Below are 21,873 nucleotides of genomic sequence, written 5' to 3'. Positions count from 1 at the left end.
TTTCCATGTTTGCCAAACTCGAAGTCTACCCCGCCGAGCTGCTGGAGCTTGTGTCCGAGGCCAATGAAGCCGCCAAAGCGATCCCGCCGCTATTCCCTTTGTCTGCCAATGTCGCCGTGAACCCGTTTCTGGGCCAATCGGGCGAGCCGCTTGCCGTAACCGCCGCGCGTCTTGTGCGGACCGCAGGTACACGGATCATGCCGGACCGCGGGCATTGGGCCGAACAGGTCAAGGCCAACGCGATCACCGAAACTGATCTGAGCGACGCGCTTGAAGCTGCGGCCACGCGATTCAATGCGCCAAGCTTGCAGGACATCAAAGACGCGTTAGAGGTTGAAACTCCGGAGCCACAAGCTCTGCCGACGGTGGCTGAACTGGCGGCGGATGTATCCGGCATCGACTGGCCGGGCTTGATCGAAGATCGCATCGGCGCATGGGCAGCCAGCCATTTCGACCAAGGTCAGGCGCTTTGGCAGCAAGCCAAAACCGGCGGCACCTTTCATTCCTGGCGCGAGTTCGCCTCACGCGATCTGACGCCGGAAATCCAGGGGCTCAGCGGGTTCTGCGCCTTTGTCGCGGGCACCAACCGGTCTCATTGGCGCGCAATGGGCCGGGCGTCCGAACGGCTGGGCGTTGACACACATGCGGCAAAAACTGCCTTCCACCGTTGGCTCATGACGTTGGGTGGCTGGGCGCAATATGGTCGGTATTTCCTGTGGCAAGCAGATCTGGACGGTCAACAGGACAGCACCGTAACCGAGCTTTTGGCCATTCGAATGGTGTTTGATGAGGCCCTCTTCGATCTCTACAAAGATCAGATTTCCACCCGTTGGGACGAAGTGATCGAGGCGCACAAAGCGCCGGTCACTCCAACCAAGGATCTTGTGATCGACGCGGTGCTGCAAGACGCATCCGAGCGGGCGCAGCAGCGTGTGCTCGCGCAAACGCTGCTTGGTAGCAATCCGCGTGAAGCCCAGGCGCGGCCCGAACTTCAGGCCGCATTTTGCATCGACGTTCGGTCTGAAGTGTTCCGGCGGGCCTTGGAAGCGCAGGATGCCAAGATTGAAACCATCGGGTTTGCTGGGTTCTTTGGTCTGGCCAGCGCCCACAAGGCTGCCGGGTCGGACGTGACCGAAATGCGCGGCCCAGTGTTGCTGCAGGCTGGTGTGACTTCTTGCGCCGCCGAGCACAAAGCAGACGACCTCAGCCGCCGGTACACGGCGCGTGCCAAACGGGCTTGGGGCCGGTTCAAACTGGCCGCCGTGTCATCCTTTGCCTTTGTCGAAGCTTCCGGACCTCTTTATGCAGGTAAACTGGTGCGAGACTCCCTTGGACTGAACGCGGCATCCAAGACCGATCCTGCGCCCGCGCTGGACCCTTCGATTGATCTTGAGACCCGGGTTGGCATGGCCAAAACTGTGCTTTCAGCGATGTCTCTGACCAAAGAATTCGCACCCGTCGTCCTGTTGGCCGGTCATGGCGCAGACGTCACCAACAACCCCCATGAAAGTGCGCTGCAATGCGGGGCTTGCGGAGGATACGCCGGAGACGTGAACGCGCGCCTTCTGGCCGGGCTGTTAAACGACCGCGACGTTCAAAACGGGCTGCGCGATCATGGCATCGACATTCCGTCAGACACGGTGTTCCTGCCTGCCCTGCACCACACGACCACTGATCACATCACGCTTTATGAACAAGACCTGCCAAGCAGAAAGAAGACCCATGAATTGACGCAGGTTAAGTCGTGGCTGGAAGCTGCCGGAAATCTGGCACGCGCCGAGCGCACCAAACGTCTGCCGCGCGCAAACGGGGCCGCGACGCTGCTCCACCGCGCGCGCGACTGGGCCGAAACGCGGCCCGAATGGGGCCTGGCTGGTTGCCGCGCATTTGTCGCCGCCCCGCGCACGCGCACCGATGGCGCTGATCTTTCCGGTCAAGCGTTCCTGCACAATTACGATTGGCATCGCGACGACGAATTCAAGGTGCTAGAACTGATCATGACCGCGCCAGTTGTCGTTGCCAGTTGGATCAGCCTGCAATACTTCGGCTCAACCGTGGCACCCAATCTGTTCGGTGGTGGCAACAAATTGCTGCATAACGTGGTTGGTGGCATCGGCGTACTGGAGGGTAACAACGGGGCGCCGCGTCCCGGATTGCCGTGGCAGTCTGTCCATGACGGGACCGGCTATCAGCATGACCCCCTTCGCCTGTCTGTGATCATCGAAGCCCCGCGTGAAGCCATGACAGACATCCTGGCGCGCCATTCTGGCGTGCGCGAGTTGTTCGACAATGGCTGGCTTCACCTGATCGCTATGGATGAGGAAGGTAAGCTTGCCTGGCGATATTCCGGAGACCTGAAGTGGGAGCGCTTCACTGGCTCTGATAGCGCACCAAGCGCAATCGCGGCCGAGTAACCATTGATCCGTACCTGCCATCACAAAAGAGGCGACGAGTAACAACGTCGCCTCGTTTGATCTTTGGTCTCGATTGTTTCGCACACGCCGCTAGTAGATCCGGGTTCAAATCTGGTTGGGGCCAAATTCAAGCACAGTCAGGACAATACCAGCATCGTTCGAACCGAACTAAAGGGCATTGGTGTTTTCCATCTTGGACAGCTACGAGCACAATCGACCGGAATGTTCTCCTTTCAGGACGACCCAAACGGTCTCGTCCGCGATCGGGAAAAATTTCCTAATATCTCGTGAAAAGCCGTCGCCGAATAACAGAAGTGGCTTTTATATATTCTGATTTATCAATATGGTCGAAGTTTGAAGATCCCGGTCAGGCAGCTGACGACATATTCGCACCGCTGAAAGAACCTCTCCTGCCTGGCAATGCTATATGTTCACGTCTCGTATGTAGCTGCGGCATAGGGATCGCATTTCGAAAACAGAAAACCAGGAGCTAAGTGATGCGCAGTTTGAGAAAACCAACAGGGATCGCATTAGGGCTTTCATTGGCGACATTGGCGTCTGCGCCCGTTTCGGCTCAGCAATCTGATTGGAGCTACGAGGCTTCGGTTTACCTCTTCATGCCTGAGACGGACGTTTCACTGGACACCCGGCTGGGGACGGTGGACGGCAGCCTGAGCTTTTCCGACGCGCTGGAAAATTTGGACTTTGCCTTTATGGGAGCATTCTCGGCCACAAATGGGCGCTGGTTGGTTTTGGCAGATTACAGCTATACCGATTTGTCTTTCAGCAACGACACACCCGGCCCGGCCACATCGGGTTTGGACACGTCGTTCACCACGCAATACCTTAGTGGCTATATCGGCTATCGCGCCTATGACGCGCCCGGTGTTCAGATCGATGCGGTCGGCGGGTTCCGGTGGTTCAGTACGGACACCGTGTTCCAATTGCAGCCCGGGACGGCCCCGGGACGCAGAGCAACCGCAGATGACAGCTGGACCGACCCGATTGTCGGCGCTCGCGCGCGCGTACAATTCTCTGATAAATGGTCGGGCACCGGGTTCTTTGACTACGGCGGCTTTCGCAGTGGCAGTGAAACTTGGCAGGTTCTGCTGACAGCGGACTATGCGATAAACGAACGCTGGCTGATCCGCGGTGGTTATAGATACATCTCGTTCGATCACGAAATCAGTGGGAACGACTTTACGTTCGAGCAGTCGGGGCCACTGTTGGGGGTCACATATCGGTTCTGAAATCGGGCGCAGACCAAGATCAATCGATCTTGTTTCGCTGCATCTGTGGTGTGATACCGAAATTCGCGCGGTAGACGCGCGAAAAATGGCCCGGGTTTTCAAAGCCGCAGGCGATGGCCACATCAGTGACCGAGGCCTCGGATTGCAAAAGCAGGTTGCGGGCGCGATCCAGTCGCATTTCCATAAAGTACTTTTTGGGAGACGCGTTCAGGTATTTCCCGAACAACCGCTCTAGTTGACGGGTGGAAATACCCAGATCTGCAGCAATCTCGGACGGAGAAATTGGGTTCTCGATCCGGGCCTGCATAGTCTGAATCGCTTTGGCCAGATGCGCATTGCGCATCCCATTGCGCGACTGTAGCGAGACGCGTTGTTCGGCTGTGGCGTTGCGCACGGCGTTATAGACCATCTGGTCGGCGACAGCGACCGCAAGGTCCCCGCCATGATCCTGTTCGATCAGATGCAACATCAGATCAGCTGTCGCCGTGCCGCCCGACGCGGTGATGTGCTTTTCGTCGGCCACAAACACACTGCGCACCAGATTCACCTCGGGAAAGGCTTCCATGAAACTGTCGTGATATTCCCAATGGATCGCAGCCTGCATTTCGTCCAGAAACCCGGCCTCGGCCAACAGCCAGGCCCCCGAACACAAAGCCCCGATATTTGCCCCACGGACGCGCTCGCGACGCAGGGCCGCAAGCAACGGGCGGCTGACATGATCGCGCATGTTGATGCCCGACAGCACAAACAGCCGATCGCTTTTTCCAATCGCATCCAACCCACCCTGCACCAACGTCACAGTGCCGTTCGAACAGGTTGCTGTTTCTCCATTCTCGGACACAAAAGCCCATTCATACAGGTCTTGGCCACTGACCAGGTTGGCGATGCGCAACGGCTCGACGGCGCAGGAAAACGCGAGGTGCGAAAACTCTTCCACCAGCAAGAACACAAATCGCTGTGTCCGGGACATTGACGCACCTCTTTCTGACATCACATGCGATCCTTACGCTATTTCGAGAATACGAAATCAATCCAGTCCAAAATAACATCATCCTAATGAGTTGTTCTAAGGCCTTATTGTCTTGCAGATTCTTTGCTTGCGGACATGACTCTTCGCGACTTGCGACGTGTCGGTTTCTGTACCGAGGGGTGCGTTTTATGCGAAACCTTTTGCAATCAATGCACTCACAATCAGGCAACGCCGGGACACTGCGATATTGCGCGGGTTCGCACGGCACGTGATTGCAACCCCGAACAGCCGGAAATGGGAGACCAGATGCAGGCTGCATGACGAAGCGCAGATTATCCTGACAGACGAACTCAATTCCATCCGGTATGAGGACATAAATGACCCCCGTGTTCAAATTTGAAGGGATCTACACCCCTCTGGTGACCCCGTATCACGACGATGGCAGCGTCAATTGGGAAGCCCTGTCCGAAGTGATCGAATACCTGATCGCAAATGGTGTGCACGGGCTGATCTCGGGCGGGTCAACCGGCGAGAACTATTCTCAACCCGTTGCCGAACGGCTTGAACTGGCTCGCTTCACGCATGAGCGCCTAAGCGGCCGTCTGCCTCTGGTGGTGGGCACGGGCGCAATGATGACGCCGGATTCAGTGGCGCTTGCCGCAGGCGCGCGCGAGATCGGCGCCGACGCAATCCTGCTGGCCAGTCCGGCCTATTCGGTGCCAACCGATCGCGAAAACGCGCTGAATGCGCTTGAGATTGACAAAGCCGCTGACCTGCCGGTCATGCTTTACAATTACCCGCATCGCACCGGAACGATGATGGGTGAGGAATTCCTGGACCGCGTCGGCCGCAGCCGGAATTTCTGCGGCATCAAGGAAAGCTCGGGCGACATAAACCGGGTTCATCTGCTGGCCCGCGACTATCCTCATATCCAACTGGGATGCGGTATGGATGATCAGGCGCTGGAGTTCTTTGCCTGGGGCGCGCCGTTCTGGGTCTGTGGTGGGTCAAACTTTCTGCCGGCCGAGCATGTGGCGCTGTATCAGGCCTGCGTTATCGAAGGCGACTTTGCCAAAGGGCGCCGCATCATGAGCGCGATGATGCCTCTGATGCATGTGCTGGAACAGGGCGGAAAGTTCATCCAAACCATCAAACATGGCGTGACTATGAACGGGTTCGATACCGGCGGAATGCGGCCCCCGCTGCGGGGGCTGAACAAGGACGACAAGCGGGCTTTGGAACAGGTCACACGCGTGTTGAAACGCAAAATCGCCGATATCGTGGCAGAAGGGTAAGACACATGGATCTGCTGACACAGGACGAATACAAATCCATCGCCGCCGGTCTGGACCTGCCAACCGGCGCTTTCATCGACGGCGGCTTCCGTCCGGCGATTTCGGGCAAGACCTTTGCCACCGTGAACCCCGCGACTGGCGAGAAACTGACCGACATTGCGGCTTGTGATGCGCAGGACGTGGATTTTGCTGTCGAAAAGGCCCGTGAAGCCTTTGAAGATGGTCGCTGGTCCAGGTTGCACCCTTCTGACCGCAAGGACATCCTGATCCGTCTGTGCAAACTGATGAACCGAAACGCGCGCGAACTTGCGGTGATGGAGAGCATCGACAGCGGCAAGACAATCTTTGATTGCGAAACCGTCGATGTGCCCGAGACGATCCACTGTCTGAAATGGCACGCCGAGGCGATCGACAAGATCTATGATCAGGTCTCGCCCGCATCGGACAACCATATCGCGATGGTTGTGCGCGAGCCGATCGGTGTGGTAGGCCTCGTGCTGCCGTGGAATTTTCCGCTGCTGATGCTGGCTTGGAAGATCGGCCCGGCTTTGGCGGCGGGTTGCTCTGTGGTGGTGAAGCCAGCGGCCGAAACCACCCTGACCGCGCTGCGAGTCGCCGAACTGGCGATGGAAGCGGGCCTGCCACGTGGCGTTCTCAACATCGTGCCCGGCGGCGGTGCGGATGTGGGCGAGCCGATTGGGCGCCATATGAACATCGACATGGTCTCGTTCACCGGCTCAACCGTGACCGGCAAGAAGTTCCTGACCTATTCGGCTGAATCAAACGCAAAGGAAGTCGTGCTTGAAATGGGCGGTAAGAACCCCGCTATTGTCATGGACGATGCCGAGAACCTGGACCGAGTGGCCCAGCATTTGGTCAATGGTGCGTTCTGGAACATGGGCCAGAACTGCTCGGCCAGCTCTCGGTTGATCGTCCACAAAGATGTGAAAGCCGAGCTGCTGGATCGTATCGCGCACCATGCCAAACAATGGAATATCGGTGATCCGTTGAATCCTGAAACCCGCATGGGCGCGCTGGTGTCGGAAGGTCATTACACCAAGGTCTGTGGCTATCTTGAACAGGCCGAGAACATCGTCATCGGCGGCAAGGCCCAGAACGGTTATGTCGAGGCGACTGTTGTCGAAGTTGCAGACAACAGCAGCACATTGGCGCGCGAAGAGATCTTTGGCCCGGTGCTTTCGGTGATCGAAATTTCGAGCTTTGACGAGGCGATATCGGTCGCGAATGACACCAATTACGGCCTCTGCGCATCAATCTTCACCGCCAACGCCAAACGAGCCCTTCGTGGCGCCCGTGCCTTGCGCGCGGGGACAGTGACTGTGAATTCATTTGGCGAAGGCGATATATCGACGCCGTTTGGCGGCTACAAACAGTCGGGTTTCGGCGGCCGCGACAACTCGGTTCACGCCCATGATCAGTACACGGAATTGAAAACCATCTGGATTGATCTGTCCGACGACGCCGATGAGGCCGTGAATTGACGCAACACATTGCAAAACATCTGCCATCCCATCGCGGCGTCGCCGCCTGGAACGCCATATTGGGGCCACAGCCTCAGGCGGTGCAGTTGGACAGTGATATCACGGCCGATTTCGTAGTGATCGGCGCAGGGTTTGCAGGCCTTTCTGCGGCACGCAGGCTGTCGCAATTGCAACCCGGTGCGCGTATTGCAGTGTTGGAGGCCGGGCGCATTGCCGAAGGCGCCGCAGGACGTAACTCGGGCTTCATGATCGATTTGCCCCATGATCTGGCCTCGGACGACTATGCAAGCACTGGCGATGATCGAAAGATGATCGAACTGAACCGGCAGGCCATCGCCTTTGCACAGCAAGCGGTCGAAGACTTTGATATCGACAGCGACTTTTTTGATCCGGTCGGCAAAGTGAACGGTGCCGCCAGTGAAAGCGCTGAGGCACGTAACAAAAGCTATGCCCGGCACCTGAAAACCTTGAACGAAAACAGCGAAATGCTGGACCCGCAACAAATGCACGAGATGACTGGATCCCGGCACTACATCTCGGGGCTCTACACCCCTGGAACGGTGATGCTGCAGCCTGCGGGATACATCAGGGGATTGGCCAAAGGGCTGACCGATGATGGCGTTCAGATCTTTGAAAACAGCGCTGTGACCCGGTTTTTGCGCGAGGGTTCCACCTGGCGGGTCGAGACGCAGAAAGGTGCTATAGCGGCCCCGAAACTGATTCTGACAGTGAACGGCCACTTGGAAAGTTTCGGGTTTAAGAAAGACCGTTTGATGCAGCTGTTTCTGTTTGCGGTCATGACACCCGTGCTGAACAGCGACACGCTTGGCAAACTTGGCGGTCAGCCTCGGTGGGGCGTGACGCCTTCAGATCCAATGGGCACAACCATGCGCCGGATCGACACGCGGCAGGGTGGCAACCGGATTGTTACCCGGACCTGCGCGGCGTTGCGTCCGCGCATGGCCGCAACGCCGCGCGACATGAGCCGGGCAGCGCAAGTCATGCAGCGTAAATTCGACCAGCGGTTTCCGAAATTGGCAGGCATCCAGATGGAATATCAGTGGGCCGGACACCTGTGTCTGAGCCTAAATGGCGTCTCGGTCACGCAAGAACTGGAAAATGGTGTATACTCCGGCTGTGTTCAGAACGGATTGGGCACGGCAAGAGGCACTTTGACTGGGATCGCCGCCGCGGAATCGGCCTGTGGGCACAGCTCGGAGATTACACGGTATTTTTCAGCCGAGCCTCAACCCAAGCGCCTGCCACCGCAACCGTTTCGCGAAATCGGTGCGAACCTGGTTTTGCGATGGAAGGAATGGAAGGCTTCAGAGGACTAGAATTTGCGATACCGCCAATAACAACAGCCACGCAATGGCGATCCAATTCGACACGGGAGGAAACAAATGTCGATAAAGGAACCATTCACGGACCTTGAGATAGACACGGCTGATGCCGGGTTCTATGAAAACTACAGCGTCCCCATCGCACTGATCAGCAAAGGTATCATGGTTGCACTGGTGTTATGGGCCTTGGTCTTTCCGGCCAACGCCAACAGCACCCTGGGCAGTTGGAACAGTCGGTTGCTGGAAGTGTTCAACAGCTTCTATGTCCTCATTGTCGGGCTGTTCTTTTTCTTTCTGGCAATTGTTGCCATCCTGCCCTCGACCGGTAGGCGGGTCATGGGGACCCCAGGCGAAAAGCCCGAGTTTTCGAACTTTTCGTGGTTTTCGATGATGTTCGGTGCAGGCCTGGGTGTGGGCCTGATGGTTTTTGCCACTGCCGAGCCACTGGGGCTCTGGGGATCAAATCCCGTGGTAGTGTCCGGCGCGGTCGAAGGCAATTCGCCCGAAGCGCTGCAATCGGCATACCGTTTCACCTATTTGCACTACGGTTTCCACGCTTGGGCGATCTATGTGGTGACCGGTCTGTCGCTGGCCTATTACGCCTATACCCGTGACATGCCGCTGACCATTCGGTCGGCGCTGACGCCTCTGTTCGGGCGCCTGTTGAACGGGTTTTTGGGTCACGTGGTCGATGTGTTGGGCGTTGTTGCGACGATCCTGGGCGTCTCGGTCACCATCGGGTACGGCGTCAGCCAGTTCATCGACGGGCTTTATGCAATCACCGGTATGCAGTGGGTCATGGATCTGGGCGGAGAAGTTCCGACCCCATCCAAGGTCGGGCTGATCACTGGTCTGGTCGTCATCATGGGTCTGTCGATCATATCAGCTGTGTCCGGCGTGGGACGTGGTGTGAAATACCTGTCGAACCTCAACCTTGTCCTGTCGATCATCTTGCTGGGTACATTTGTCATCTTCGGCTCATTTGTCTTCGCCATGACCACCTATGGCACAGCAATGGTCGACTATATCCTGCACTTCCTGTCTCTCAGCTTTAATGCCTATGGCCCGCTCTCTGCCGAAGCCTTTGCCGCGGCGCTGCCAGCCGAAGCGCAGGGACACGCGGATGCCTTGATCGGTGGTGCAACCAACGCCTGGGGCAGCTTTGATGGCTTCAAAAGCGGGTTGGAAGGCGCAGCCGCAGAGCTGGATGAGGCCACCCTGGCCGCAGCCTATGCTGCAGGTGAACAAGGCCGTCAGTTTGGCTGGCAAGCCGGTTGGACCACGTTCTACTGGGCCTGGTGGATCGCGTTCTCGCCCTTCGTAGGCCTGTTCCTGGCCCGCATCTCAAAGGGCCGTTCGGTCCGCGAGTTCATCCTGGGCTGCGTATTCGCTCCGGCTCTGGTGTGCTTTGCCTGGATGACCGTTCTGGGTGGTACCGCGATAGATCTGGAGCTGGCAGGCGCAGCCGAAGGTGCGATCATCGGCGCATCGAACACCAGCAAACTGTTCGTGACCCTGTCTTACATGATCGATGGCGGGCTTCTGTCAATGCTGAACGTTATGTGTGTGATCCTGATCATGACATTCCTGGTGACCTCGGCGGATTCAGGCATTCTGGTGATGAACACCATCATGTCGGGCGGCAGCCAGGAAACCGGTATCAAGCACCGCATCATTTGGGGGTTGATCCTAACCGCTGTGATCGGCGCGCTGATCCTGGCGGCAGGAGACAACAACCCGATGGACGCCCTGCGCAACGCGATGATCATCGGCGCGCTGCCCTTCACAATGGTGATGGGCCTGATGTGCGTCTCATTGGCCAAAGCCCTTTACCGCGACGGCCTGCGCGACAAACACCAGGCAAGCAGCACGCAAGCCGCCGAATAAGCGGTTCGTCATAGTGATGAACAAACGCCGCCCCGAAAGGGCGGCGTATTTTGTTAGTACGATCCTTTAGGGTAAGCTGAGCTTGGCCATCCGACCGCCGTCGACGGTATAGACCTGACCGGTGACAAATCCGGCATCAGGTGATGCGAGAAACGCCACCAATGCGGCGACTTCTTCAGGGATACCTGTGCGTGCGATAGGGTGCACTTTTGCAATATCCCGCCGGAACGCGTCCGGGTCTTCCATACTTTCAATGAAATCGAGATTGAGATCCGTATCGATCCAGCCAGGCGCCACAGCGTTGCACCGTATTCCTTCAGCCCCATGATCCACAGCGACCGCTCGGGTTAGCCCATGTAACCCCGCCTTGGAAGCACCATAGGCCGCATGTCCTGGATTACTGACCAAACCTTCGATCGAACCGGTGTTGACGATGTTCCCTTTCGTTTTCCTTAGGAGTGGCAAGGCTGCTTTGATCAACAGAAAGGGAGCTGTCAGGTTCACCGCAAGGGTCCGGTTCCAATCTTCAAGGCTCATGTCTTCTACACTCGCCTCCTGCATCATACCGGCATTGTTCACCAATACATCCAACCGCCCAGCCTGCGCAGTGACGGCATCAATCAATTTTCTTGGGGTTTCGGGATCTGAGAAATCGGCCGGCACCCATTGGAACTCGGGATCCTCGCTGCGCTGCGCTGTTATCACCATCGCACCTTCGTCCTGTAGCCGGTGCGCTATGGCTTGCCCAATTCCGCTGCTACCACCAGTCACCAGCACCACTTTGCCTTCAAACCGTTTCATGAGACCGGCTTTCCCCCGTTGACCTCAACCAAAGCTCCGCAAACGTATCGCGATGCGTCGGAGACAAGAAACAGGACGACATCAGCGATGTCTTCCGGCTCTGCTACGCGACCCAGTGGTACGGTTTGCCCCAGTTCTGCTATGGCACACTCGGGATCAAAGCCGCGTTTGACAAAGCCGGACCGCAACATTGGCGTGTTAACCTCATTCGGGCATACCGCGTTTATGCGTACTCCTTGATGCGCATGGTCCATGCCCATGCACTGAGTCAATGACGCTATGGCCGCTTTGGTCATGCAATACACCGCGTGGTTAGGCCCAGGGCGCAGCCCCCAACAGGACGCTGTGTTTACAATCGTTCCGCCGCCAGAATCTACCATTAGTGGTATTGCCGCCCGGCAGATGCGAAACGGGGCCTCGACGTTGACACCCAAAGACAGGGCCCAATCGGCGTCGGATGTGTCTGTAACAGACCCACGTGTGATAACGCCTGCATTGTTGATCACAATATCCAATCCGCCTATCGCCTCTGCAGCAGCCAGAGGCAGAGCATCAGCGTAGCTCGGGTCTAACAAGTCACCGAGCAATTTCGCCTCGGCATCGATACTGTCCAAATTCCGATCCGCAACAGCGACGAGCGCCCCGGCGGCACGCAGCCTTTGAACAATTGCCCCTCCTATTCCACCGGCGGCACCAGTGACCAAGGCTTTCTTACCCATCAATTCCATAAGCATGCTCCGATACGTCAGAAAAGCGCCCACTTGGTTACCCAAGCGGGCCAGTCGGGGAAACATCCGTCAATAGGTCTGGTTCAGTTCCTCAGCGGCTGGAATCTCGCGCTCGCGGCGGGCGATATAGTCTAGCAGCTCTTCGTTTTTGGCCTCGTCAAGCTTGGGCTCTTCGTACTCCGCCAGCAGTTTACGGGCGTGTTTCAAGGCACGCTCGGTGATTTCGACCTCGCCTTCTGCGGTCCATTGTTCAATCGAGTTGTTGTCGAAAAGCTCGGGCATGAAAAACGCGGTCTGGAAATTTTCCTGCGTGTGGGGATGACCAAGATAGTGGCCGCCCGGCCCCACATCTGGCACCGCGGACAGAGCCTGATCGAAATCACCCCATTTCGGACCCTCGGCCATGCGATAGGCCATGGCACATTGTTCTGCATCCACCACGAATTTCGCGACAGAACAATGCATCCCGGCCTCGTTCCAACCTGCCGAATGCCAGATGTAATGCGCCCCTGCGTGAATAACCGCCTGCAACGTGGTGGCGGATTCGTAGCCGGCCTGTGCGTCAAAGGTCTTTGCACCGCCCAGCGTGTTTGATGTGCGCCAGGGCACGTCATAGAACCGCGCCATCTGCCCGATCATGAAATTCATCAGACTGATCTCGGGCGTTCCGGCCATGGGGGCACCGGATTTCATCGAAACCGTCGATAGGTAATGCCCCCAGATCGCCGGACAGCCCTTGCGCACCACTTGCGTATAGGCCAGTGCCGAAAGGGCTTCGGCAGTCAGTTGCGCCACGGTTGCGGGCACGGATGCTGGCGTGTTCGCGCCACCCAAGACAAAGGGAGAGCACAAGACCGGCTGGTTGCGGCGACAAAACGCGCGCATTGCGCCCAGCATGGTTTCATCCCAGACCAGCGGGCTGTTGCCATTGCAATTGCCGGTGGTCACCGGATGGCTGTCGATGAACTCATCGCCAAACAGGATGGCGCACATGTCCATCACATCTTCAGCGTTCTTGGGCGAGGTGGTCATCCCCATGAACATCTTGTCCGAATATTTCATCGACGAATAGGTGATCCGCAAATGCCGCTGGCTGATCGGATGATCATAAGGCTCGACGATATGGTGGGCCGAGCTGTGTAGCGCTGGCATCATGTGCGACAGCTTGTGGAACATCGCCAGATCTTCCAGCAGCGGGTTGCGCCGGACATCCTCCAGATCACGCAGGAACGGTGCCCCGGTCATGGGCACAAAAACCGCGTGCTTGCCGCCCAATCGGACGTTCTTTTTGGGATCGCGCGCGTGATAGGTGAACTGTGCCGGGATCGTCGAGATCAACGCGCGCACCAGGTCGCGGTCAAGAAAGACCAACTCATCCACAACCTTGGCACCCGCTTTCCGCCAGTCTTCCAGAGCAATCGGGTCACGAAACTGAACGCCAACATTTTCAAGGATATCCATGGCCGCAGCGTCGATCCGTTCAACCTGGCTGCCATTCATCACTTCGCAATAGGGAATGGCATTGGTCAGGCCCGGCAGCATGTCAAACTTTGGTGCGGTGCGCAGCGCACGGCGGGCGGAACGTCCGCCCGAGCGGGCGCGGGGCTGGGTCTGGACTGTCATTTGCGATCTCCACGGTTTCGATCACACTGCCCGACAGCACAGGACCGCTGCTTGACGATTCACGAATTTCCGTTGCAGGAAGCGACATTGGCGCAATTTGCCATGCTCACAGACCCCAAAAGGCGTTGGGTCAGTCTGCGCTGTTGATGGCGGCGATCACCGCTTTGGCCAGCGGTAACGAAGAATATTCCGCTTCAGCGGGTGTCAGACCCAGGCGAATGATCGCCATATCATGCGAGGGGAACACACCGACCGATTGACCGTCATGTCCACGCAGCCAGACCGAGCCCGCAAGCGTCGGGTCGGAACCGGTGTGCAACCAGATATGACCTTTTCCATACCTGCCGTCTGAAGCAGCCACGGGTTCTGCCATCCAATCCGTAAAGCCCAGGGGCAGGATCTGCTGGTCATTCCAAACGCCCTTTTGCAACAGAAACTGCGCGAACCGCGCCCAATCCCGCGCGGTGGCGTACATGTAGCTTGAGCCGACGAAAACATCCTGAGCGTCGGTTTCCAGCACGACCGAACGCATGCCCAAAGGCTCGAACAAAGCTTCGCGGGCATAGGCCAGATCGTCCTGACCCGCTGCGTCCTGCCAGACGCGGGACAGCAAGGTTGAGGTACCCGAGGAATAGTAAAACTCCGTTCCGGTTGGCGCGTCCAGACTTCGCGCTGACGCAAATCTCGTCATGTCATCGCTTAGGTACAGCATCCGCGTCACGTCTGACACGTCGCCATAATCCTCGTTCCATTGCAAACCACTGCTCATGGCCAACATGTCGGCAACCGTAATGTCCTTGCGCGCGTCGGCGGCCCAATCCGGGTAGCTTTCAGTCAGGTTATCCGTCAGGACCATTTGGCCCGATTGGATCAGCGTCCCGATCAAGGCTGCTGTTACGGTTTTTGTCATCGACCAGCCCAGCAAAGGCGTGTCGGCATCGAACCCCGCGCCATAGACCTCGCCAACGATACGACCGTCTTTGACCACAACAACGGTGCGCATGCCTTCGCCCAGCAAGTCCGGGTTGGACAGAACCGCCGCAAGCGCTGGATTGTCCGGCAGGCTTGCCGCATTGCCCTGAGGCCAAACTGCATCCGTTGGCAAAGGGTCGGCTTGCGGCAGGCTGGCATCGCTCAGCACCGCGGTATGGACATTGGTACACCCCAACCCCTCGCGGTGGTACGAGCGTGCCGGGGCTAGAAACCCAAACAGATGGGCTTGCACGCTTTGCGCTTGCGGGTCGACCTTGACCGAGACATAGCGCAACAAAGGGTGGCCAGGGGCTTGAACGTCGAGCGCCAGCACCTCTTGCGCGTCGCGCCCTGCGATGAACACATTCGAGCAAACGATTTTGGCCGAATAATTCGTGCCCACCTTCAGCAATGCAGGTGGCGCAATCCAGAGGTACCCGATTAGACCCAAACAGAGCAGACCCGCGATACCGGCAACGTATTTCAACACTTTTCCCATGAGAGGTCTTTGCAAACCCGTTGGTTTGCACCTTCAACCTGCTTGTTCCTGTCGGGATTGACCTAACCGCCAATTTCCCGATCACGCCAGCCTTCCGTTGCGTAGCTGTCTGGATCCAGCCCGGACGCGCTGCACAAAACCTGCACGATTCTTTCTGCATTTATGTGAACACAACTCGGCAAAGCTGCAATCAGACCCGTCACCCTGTCTGCATATCAATAACGAAGGAGACAGGTCATGCAGCAAACACTGACGGTTTACGGCGTACCGGACAGAGTAAAGATGGACGCGTGGTGGTTGGACGGAGCTGATGGCCCCGATCAGCCACCACGCGACAAGGGCGCGCTTTTGGCGTCGCTTCATGCAAGACACGCCATTGTCCTACTGGCGATATTGGTCACTCTGGCAGATTGGTTGTTTTGGGAACAGCCCATCGGGGTTTCCATGGCCGTGTTTATGCTCACATTTTCTGCGGCGATTCTGGCGATGAAACCCAAACGGCCAAGTTCCGTGGAATGGGTTTTGGCTATGGGCTTTGCCATCCTGTGCAACCTGCCTCTGATCATAGAATTGCAATTCCTGTCAGTCTTGTTCAGCTTAGTCGGCGTGGTCTGCCTGGCGGTTTGGGCGGTGCGGGGTCACGATCTTACGGGCTGGCGTGTCATTCGCGCAGCAGCACGACTTTCGACCATGGGCGTAACCCTGTTGGGCCGTGCTGCAATCCGGGGGGCCTGCGCGGCCGAGGTAGGCTCCAGCGCCCGCAAGCAAGCGCCAACCCTGGTGTTGCCACTAATGATGGGCACCGTATTTATCGTCCTTCTGACGCTCGCCAATCCGCTGCTTGAAGACTTTTTCGAACAGTTGGACCCGGGCATCCTGTTTGATCCCGTCTTTTGGCAGAGGCTTTTCTTTTGGAGCTTTGTGGCCTCGTTGATCTGGCCCTATCTGAACCTTGAAACTGCGCTGCCGAACCGGGCAGCGCGGGCGAAAACCCAACCCAAAGCGGGCCCGCATCGCATTTCTTACCTGATCAATCCCGGCTCGGTTCGCAATTCGCTGTTGCTGTTCAACCTTCTGTTTCTGTTTCAAACAGGTATGGATCTGATCATCCTCAGCGGGGGGCTAACCCTGCCAGATGGCATGACATATGCGTCATACGCCCATCGCGGCGCTTATCCTTTGGTTGCAACGGCCCTGCTGGCGGGCGGGTTTGTTTTGGTGACGCATAGAATGATCGCCGAAGATAGGATCATGCGGGGTTTGGTTTACCTCTGGCTGGCCCAGAACATGATACTCGTCGTGACAGCGGCCATTCGGTTGAACCTCTATGTCGAAACCTATGCTCTGACGCATCTGCGGGTGGCCGCCTTCATCTGGATGGCGCTTGTGCTGAGCGGTCTGGTGCTGACCATCATCCAAATTCACCGTGGTCATGACACAGGCTGGCTGCTGCGCCGGAACTTTGTCGCACTGACCTGCACGCTTTATGCCTGCTGCTTTGTGAATTTTGCCGGACTGATCGCAAGCTACAACCTCAACCACACCAACAGCCTCGACCATCGCGACACCTATTATCTGTGCAACCTGGGCCCTAATTCATTTCCCGCGATCCACGCCTATGAGTCGGAACATGACGAACAAGTCTGTGGTGCCTATTGGACGGAACGGTTCACCCCGAAGCCCTTAGCGAACTGGCGTGAATGGGGGTTTCGGAACTGGCGCATCCGAGCCTATTATCAGCGGAATTCCTAAGGACCACCTGCCCATGCCCGCACGCATTCTAGTTGTCGACGATGATCCCGATATCCTCGAGGTGACCCGGTTTGCAGTTGAAAAGGCCGGGTTCGGAACAGCCTTCGCCAGCGACGGGCTGGCCGCGATCAGCGCGTATCAGACGGAAAAGCCGGATCTGATTGTTTTGGATATCGGGTTGCCCGAAAAAGACGGGCTCGAGGTCTGCCGCGAGATCCGCAAATCCTCGGACGTGCCGATCCTGTTTCTGACCGCCCGAGATGATGAGATCGACCGGATCATCGGGCTTGAGATCGGCGCGGATGACTACCTGACCAAGCCGTTTTCGCCGCGCGAATTGGTGGCCCGGATCAAGGCCATTCTAAAGCGCAGCACGCCGGCACCTGCTCTGGACGAGCCCGTGCTGCGCCAGGGCGGGCTGGAGTTACAGGCCGAGCGTCACCTGTGCCAATTCAACGGATCCGATATTCCGCTGACAGGTTCAGAGTTCCGCCTGCTTGCCACGCTGATGACGCGGCCCGACCATGTTCTGTCACGGTCGGCGCTGATCGACGCGCTTTATGGGTACAACATCCACGTCTCGGATCGGACCATCGACAGCCACATCCGCAACGTGCGGGCTAAACTGGCGCAGGCGGGGTGCGCTGACGCGATCGTTACGGTGCACGGGGTCGGCCTCAGGATGGGTCCATGCAAGCAGGGCTGACGCGCAAATGGCGGCCCAGATTGTGGGCCGTTGTCCTGACCGTTCTGGCCATCGTACTATGCTTGCCCTTTGCAGGCCTGTTCCTGTTTCGCTTTTACGACAGCCAACTGGTGCAACAGACCGAGGAAAGCCTGCTGTCACAAGCTTCGGTCCTGTCCGCAACCTATGCCGAGCTTTATGCCAATGCGGTAGGCGTTCCCCCGCCTGAACTGAAATCCACCTCGGCCGAATATGCGGTGTTTCCGTCAATATCGATCAACCGTGAAACCGTTCTGCCCCCGCGCCCTGATCCGCAAAAGGCGCAAACACGCCCCGGCGCGGCCTATGAGAAGATCGCCCCGCAACTGACCCGCATCGCCAACGCGGCGCAGGCCGAAACTCTGGCGGGATACCGGTTTCTGGACACATCTGGAACGGTCTTTGCCGGAACAGCTGAGATCGGGCAGGATCTGGGGCATGTCTATGAGGTGCGCCAAGCGCTGGAGGGCGAGGTCGTTTCCGTGGCCCGCACCCGCCTGCGCGGATACCGTGAACCGGTGCTTTACACGCTCAGCCGTGGTGCGCGGGTACGCGTCTTTGTGGCAATGCCAATCTTTGTGGATCAAAAGCTGATCGGAGCGGTTTACCTCAGCCGAACGCCCAACCACATCTTTCGTTTCCTGTATGGCGAACGCTTCAACCTGGCCAAAGCCGCCGCTTTTGTAGCGCTATCAACCGCGTTGATCGGCTATGTGTTCTGGCGCTTTATCACGCGTCCGTTGCAACAGTTGATCCTGCGGACGCGCTCGGCAGGTCAGACCGGGCAAAGCTGGGAACCGCCCGAGAAACTGGGCACACGCGAAATCGCCGATCTGGGGCAAAGCTTCCAAACGCTGACCCAACGATTGCAAGGCAAGCAAGACGCGCTGAAAACCTATACCGCCCATGTCACGCACGAGTTGAAATCCCCTCTAACGGCCCTCAAAGGTGCCACCGAGCTGTTGCGTGACGGGGATATCTCGGGCGATCAGAAACACAAGCTTTTGGATACGGTCGACAAAAGCAGCCAGCGGATTGAGGACCTGTTGGCCAATATGCGCGCCTTTAGCCTGGCAGACCAACAGGCCATGGCAGGAGTCAGTGACCTGGGCTGCGTGTTGCCCCGTCTGAAACAAGCCTTCCCCGGGCTGGACATCCTGATCGAAAACGGTGCGCTGCCGATCCCTGTTCAGGCAGAGACATTGTCCATCATGCTCACTCATCTGCTTGAAAACGCGATGCAACACGCTGCGCAACGGGTTACTGTAGCGGCGCGGTCGGAAGGGTCTGAAACGATCATCGACATTACTGATGACGGCTCTGGCATAAGCGCAGGGAACATCGATAAAATCATGGAGCCGTTTTTTACCACGCGCCGTGACAGCGGGGGCACAGGCATGGGGTTGAACATCGTCAAAGCAACGACCGAAGCGTTGGGTGGAACATTGACCGTTCAGCCTAGCGTAACGGGTGCCTGTTTTCAGATAAGGCTTGGCTAGGTCAATACCGGGCCGTTTTCAGCGAAAAAGCGCTCTTTGACATCTAAGACTCGTCCAGGGAAATCTGGCCATATTGCCAAAGACAGAAACCTGCTGCACGATCATTAAGCGCGCACCCGATATGCGGCACGTTTGCAGCCCATTGTTGCTGCCGAGCTTTGACCCGGATTCAATTCAGACATAGGGACAAGTTTCGTCACACAGGCGTTGCAAAAAGCCTTCAGTAAGGCACGTCGACCAATACTTTTGAAAGGTGAACCATGTCTCTTTCCAACCGCTCTTCACTCTCGCGCCGCCAGTTTTTGGTGGGCTCTACCGCTGGTGTTGCTGCCATTACTTTGCACCCGTTCTCGGCTGCTGCAGCAAATAACCAAGCGCATCTGCGGATCATGGAGACCACGGATATTCACGTCCATGTCTTCCCCTATGATTACTACGCCGACAAGCCCCGTGACACGGTCGGGCTGTCCCGCACAGCGTCCATTATCAACCAGATCCGTTCCGAGGCGACAAATTCTCTGCTGGTCGATAACGGTGACTTCCTTCAAGGCAACCCGATGGGCGACTACATCGCCTATGAGCGCGGCATGAAAGAGGGTGACAGCCACCCGATTATCACCGCCTTCAACACAGTCGGCTATGATGCGGCAACATTGGGCAATCACGAGTTCAACTACGGCCTCGACTTTCTGGACAAAGCTTTGGCCGGGGCCGAATTCCCGGTTGTTCTGGCAAACATCGCAAAGGAAAAGGGCGCAGACCCGCGCGGTGACAAGACACTTGTGAAACCTTATGCGGTTCTCGACCGCGAAATCGAAATGGGGGACGGAGCCAAGCACCCCATCAAGATCGGCGTCATCGGCTTCACACCGCCCCAAGTTATGAACTGGGACCGCAAGCACCTGGAAGGCAATGTCGAAGCCCGCGATATCGTGGAAACGGCCAAAGCCTATGTCCCCGAAATGAAGGAACAAGGCTGTGACCTGATCATTGCGCTGTCGCATTCAGGGATCGGTGAAGCCGATCATTCCGAGGGTATGGAAAACGCCTCGGTTGTTCTTGCGGGTGTCGACGGAATCGACGCGCTTGTCACCGGCCACAATCACCTGGTCTTCCCCTCGCCGACATTCGCAGATCGCCCTGGCATCGACGTGGAAAAAGGCACCCTGATGGGCAAACCCGCCGTGATGGGCGGGTTCTGGGGCTCGCATCTTGGCTTGCTGGACCTGCTGCTGGAACGCGATGGAAATGAATGGCGCGTGGTCACCACCACATCCGAGGCGCGCCCGATTTCCAAGCGTAACGAGGATCGATCAATCACCGCGCTGGTCGAGGATCAGCAGGAGGTGCTGGATTCGGTCGCAAAAGACCATGAGGAAACTCTGGCCTATGTCCGTCGCGCCGTCGGCAAAACAGCAGCCCCTCTGCACAGCTATTTCGCTCTTGTGGCCGATGACCCATCCGTACAGATCGTTTCGATCGCCCAGAAATGGTATGTCGAAGAGATGCTCAAAGGAACTGAGCACGAAGGTCTGCCCATCCTGTCTGCAGCCGCACCGTTCAAAGCCGGTGGCCGCGGCGGGCCCGAATACTACACCGACGTCCCGGTTGGGGATGTTGCCATCAAGAACGTGGCCGACCTTTACCTCTACCCCAACACTGTGCGAGCGGTCCGCGTGAACGGTGCCCAGGTCCGGGGTTGGCTGGAACGTTCGGCTGGCATGTTCAATCAGGTCGAAGCAGGTTCGAAAGACGCAATTCTGCTGAATCCCGAGTTCCCGTCATACAATTTTGACGTGATGGACGGGGTGACCTATCAGATCGACCTGTCCCAGCCGTCGCGCTTTGGCCCCAAAGGCGAAGAAGTGAACCCCGATGCGGCGCGGATCGTGGATCTGGCGTTCAATGGCCAGCCCATCACTGATGACATGGAGTTCATTATCGCCACCAACAACTATCGTGCGTCAGGCGGTGGATCCTTCCCCGGAGCCATGGGTGATACGGTGGTATTCGAAGCACCCGATACCAACCGCGATGTCATCGTGCGCTATATCGTTGAAAAGGGAACAATTGACCCCAAAGCCGACGCTAACTGGTCTTTTGCACCCCTCGAAGACACAACGGTCCTGTTCGAGACCGGCCCGAAAGCGCGCGATTACATGAATGATGTAAACGGTGTCACCATCGAAGATGCCGGCGAAGGCGCCGACGGCTTTGCTGCGTTCCGCATCAAGCTTTGATGCGGAACTTTTACTCGCCACCTGGGAACGGGTGGCGAGTACCCATTTGGCTTGCATAAACGGCTGTGCCAATCCAACGCGCTATCGGTGTGCGCAGGCATAGCGCTACGCCAACAACACTGACAACATTCAGCAATAATCGATTTTGTCGCCATAGTATTGCGCACGGATTGCAGTATTTACTGACAGTTTTGACCTGTTCAAAAATCTCTTTCAATTGCCGGCAGTTACGGTGCAAATCCCTCAACTATAGTCGTTTTTCTCAATCAAAGCCCCACTTTGATTAGCCCAACGAACCCCCTGTCGGAAGGTCGCGGCTTGCTGAAAAAAGTCGAGGAACCAATTCACCGAATTTCGTGCAGAGCATCGAAAAC

General features: G+C 57.4%; 15 protein-coding genes. 10 read left to right on the top strand and 5 right to left on the bottom strand.

The features are described from left to right. Positions 1 to 5: 5 nt before the first annotated feature. Both GOV38_RS07770 and GOV38_RS07765 read left to right on the top strand, forming a co-directional pair. A complete protein-coding gene (locus GOV38_RS07770; RefSeq protein ID WP_171208723.1) occupies positions 6 to 2,414 on the top strand; it encodes a YbcC family protein in 2,409 nt (802 codons plus the stop codon). 497 nt (positions 2,415 to 2,911) lie between these two features. Beyond that, entirely contained in the window at positions 2,912 to 3,664 is a 753-nt protein-coding gene (locus GOV38_RS07765; RefSeq protein ID WP_254430517.1) for an outer membrane protein, read from the top strand. A gap of 19 nt (positions 3,665 to 3,683) precedes the next feature. Here the strand turns inward: GOV38_RS07765 and GOV38_RS07760 are convergent, their stop codons facing one another. Next, positions 3,684 to 4,634 carry a GlxA family transcriptional regulator gene (locus GOV38_RS07760; protein ID WP_171098047.1) on the bottom strand — a complete coding sequence of 317 codons (951 nt, stop codon included), beginning with the start codon at positions 4,632 to 4,634 and terminating at the stop codon, positions 3,684 to 3,686. 377 nt (positions 4,635 to 5,011) lie between these two features. Between GOV38_RS07760 and GOV38_RS07755 the strand changes: the two genes are divergently transcribed. From GOV38_RS07755 to GOV38_RS07740, 4 genes are all read left to right on the top strand, one after another. Continuing rightward, positions 5,012 to 5,929, top strand: a complete 918-nt coding sequence (locus GOV38_RS07755; RefSeq protein WP_171131079.1) for a dihydrodipicolinate synthase family protein — start codon at positions 5,012 to 5,014, stop codon at positions 5,927 to 5,929. A 5-nt stretch (positions 5,930 to 5,934) separates the two neighbouring features. Next, positions 5,935 to 7,431 carry an aldehyde dehydrogenase gene (locus tag GOV38_RS07750; RefSeq protein ID WP_171208722.1) on the top strand — a complete coding sequence of 499 codons (1,497 nt, stop codon included), beginning with the start codon at positions 5,935 to 5,937 and terminating at the stop codon, positions 7,429 to 7,431. After that, complete coding sequence (locus GOV38_RS07745; protein WP_171208721.1) at positions 7,428 to 8,768, top strand: FAD-binding oxidoreductase; 1,341 nt, start codon at positions 7,428 to 7,430, stop codon at positions 8,766 to 8,768. The genes GOV38_RS07750 and GOV38_RS07745 overlap by 4 nt, the downstream gene beginning before the upstream one ends. Positions 8,769 to 8,834: 66 nt before the next feature. Beyond that, positions 8,835 to 10,661, top strand: a complete 1,827-nt coding sequence (locus GOV38_RS07740) for a BCCT family transporter (protein ID WP_171098038.1) — start codon at positions 8,835 to 8,837, stop codon at positions 10,659 to 10,661. Positions 10,662 to 10,727: 66 nt separating this feature from the next. On the opposite strand, the gene GOV38_RS07735 is transcribed toward GOV38_RS07740, so the two are convergent. From GOV38_RS07735 to GOV38_RS07720, 4 genes are all read right to left on the bottom strand, one after another. After that, positions 10,728 to 11,462 (bottom strand): SDR family NAD(P)-dependent oxidoreductase, encoded by a 735-nt coding sequence (locus GOV38_RS07735; RefSeq protein WP_171208720.1) that lies wholly within the window; start codon positions 11,460 to 11,462, stop codon positions 10,728 to 10,730. Continuing rightward, a complete protein-coding gene (locus GOV38_RS07730; RefSeq protein ID WP_171098033.1) occupies positions 11,459 to 12,190 on the bottom strand; it encodes an SDR family NAD(P)-dependent oxidoreductase in 732 nt (243 codons plus the stop codon). Before GOV38_RS07730 ends, GOV38_RS07735 begins: the two co-directional genes overlap by 4 nt. A gap of 69 nt (positions 12,191 to 12,259) precedes the next feature. Continuing rightward, a complete protein-coding gene (locus GOV38_RS07725; protein ID WP_171208719.1) occupies positions 12,260 to 13,813 on the bottom strand; it encodes a trimethylamine methyltransferase family protein in 1,554 nt (517 codons plus the stop codon). A gap of 130 nt (positions 13,814 to 13,943) precedes the next feature. Further along, positions 13,944 to 15,284, bottom strand: coding sequence for a serine hydrolase (locus GOV38_RS07720; RefSeq protein ID WP_171208718.1), 1,341 nt, complete (start codon positions 15,282 to 15,284; stop codon positions 13,944 to 13,946). Positions 15,285 to 15,521: 237 nt separating this feature from the next. Here GOV38_RS07720 and GOV38_RS07715 point away from each other — a divergent pair, with 237 nt between their 5' ends. The 4 genes from GOV38_RS07715 to GOV38_RS07700 all read left to right on the top strand — a co-directional run bounded on the left by GOV38_RS07715 (position 15,522) and on the right by GOV38_RS07700 (position 21,499). Next, positions 15,522 to 17,036: a DUF4173 domain-containing protein gene (locus tag GOV38_RS07715; protein WP_171208717.1), complete on the top strand. Its 1,515-nt coding sequence runs from the start codon at positions 15,522 to 15,524 to the stop codon at positions 17,034 to 17,036. 13 nt (positions 17,037 to 17,049) lie between these two features. Continuing rightward, complete coding sequence (locus tag GOV38_RS07710) at positions 17,050 to 17,742, top strand: response regulator transcription factor (protein ID WP_171208716.1); 693 nt, start codon at positions 17,050 to 17,052, stop codon at positions 17,740 to 17,742. Next, positions 17,727 to 19,259, top strand: a complete 1,533-nt coding sequence (locus GOV38_RS07705; protein WP_171208715.1) for an ATP-binding protein — start codon at positions 17,727 to 17,729, stop codon at positions 19,257 to 19,259. The genes GOV38_RS07710 and GOV38_RS07705 overlap by 16 nt, the downstream gene beginning before the upstream one ends. 260 nt (positions 19,260 to 19,519) lie before the next feature. Further along, positions 19,520 to 21,499, top strand: coding sequence for a bifunctional 2',3'-cyclic-nucleotide 2'-phosphodiesterase/3'-nucleotidase (locus GOV38_RS07700; protein WP_171208714.1), 1,980 nt, complete (start codon positions 19,520 to 19,522; stop codon positions 21,497 to 21,499). Positions 21,500 to 21,873 lie beyond the last annotated feature (374 nt).

This window comes from Ruegeria sp. HKCCA5839, from assembly GCF_013035585.1.
In the GTDB taxonomy this organism is placed as follows: domain Bacteria; phylum Pseudomonadota; class Alphaproteobacteria; order Rhodobacterales; family Rhodobacteraceae; genus Ruegeria.
Note: the sequence above shows the minus strand (reverse complement) of the source record. Positions and strands in the feature narration are given on the sequence as shown.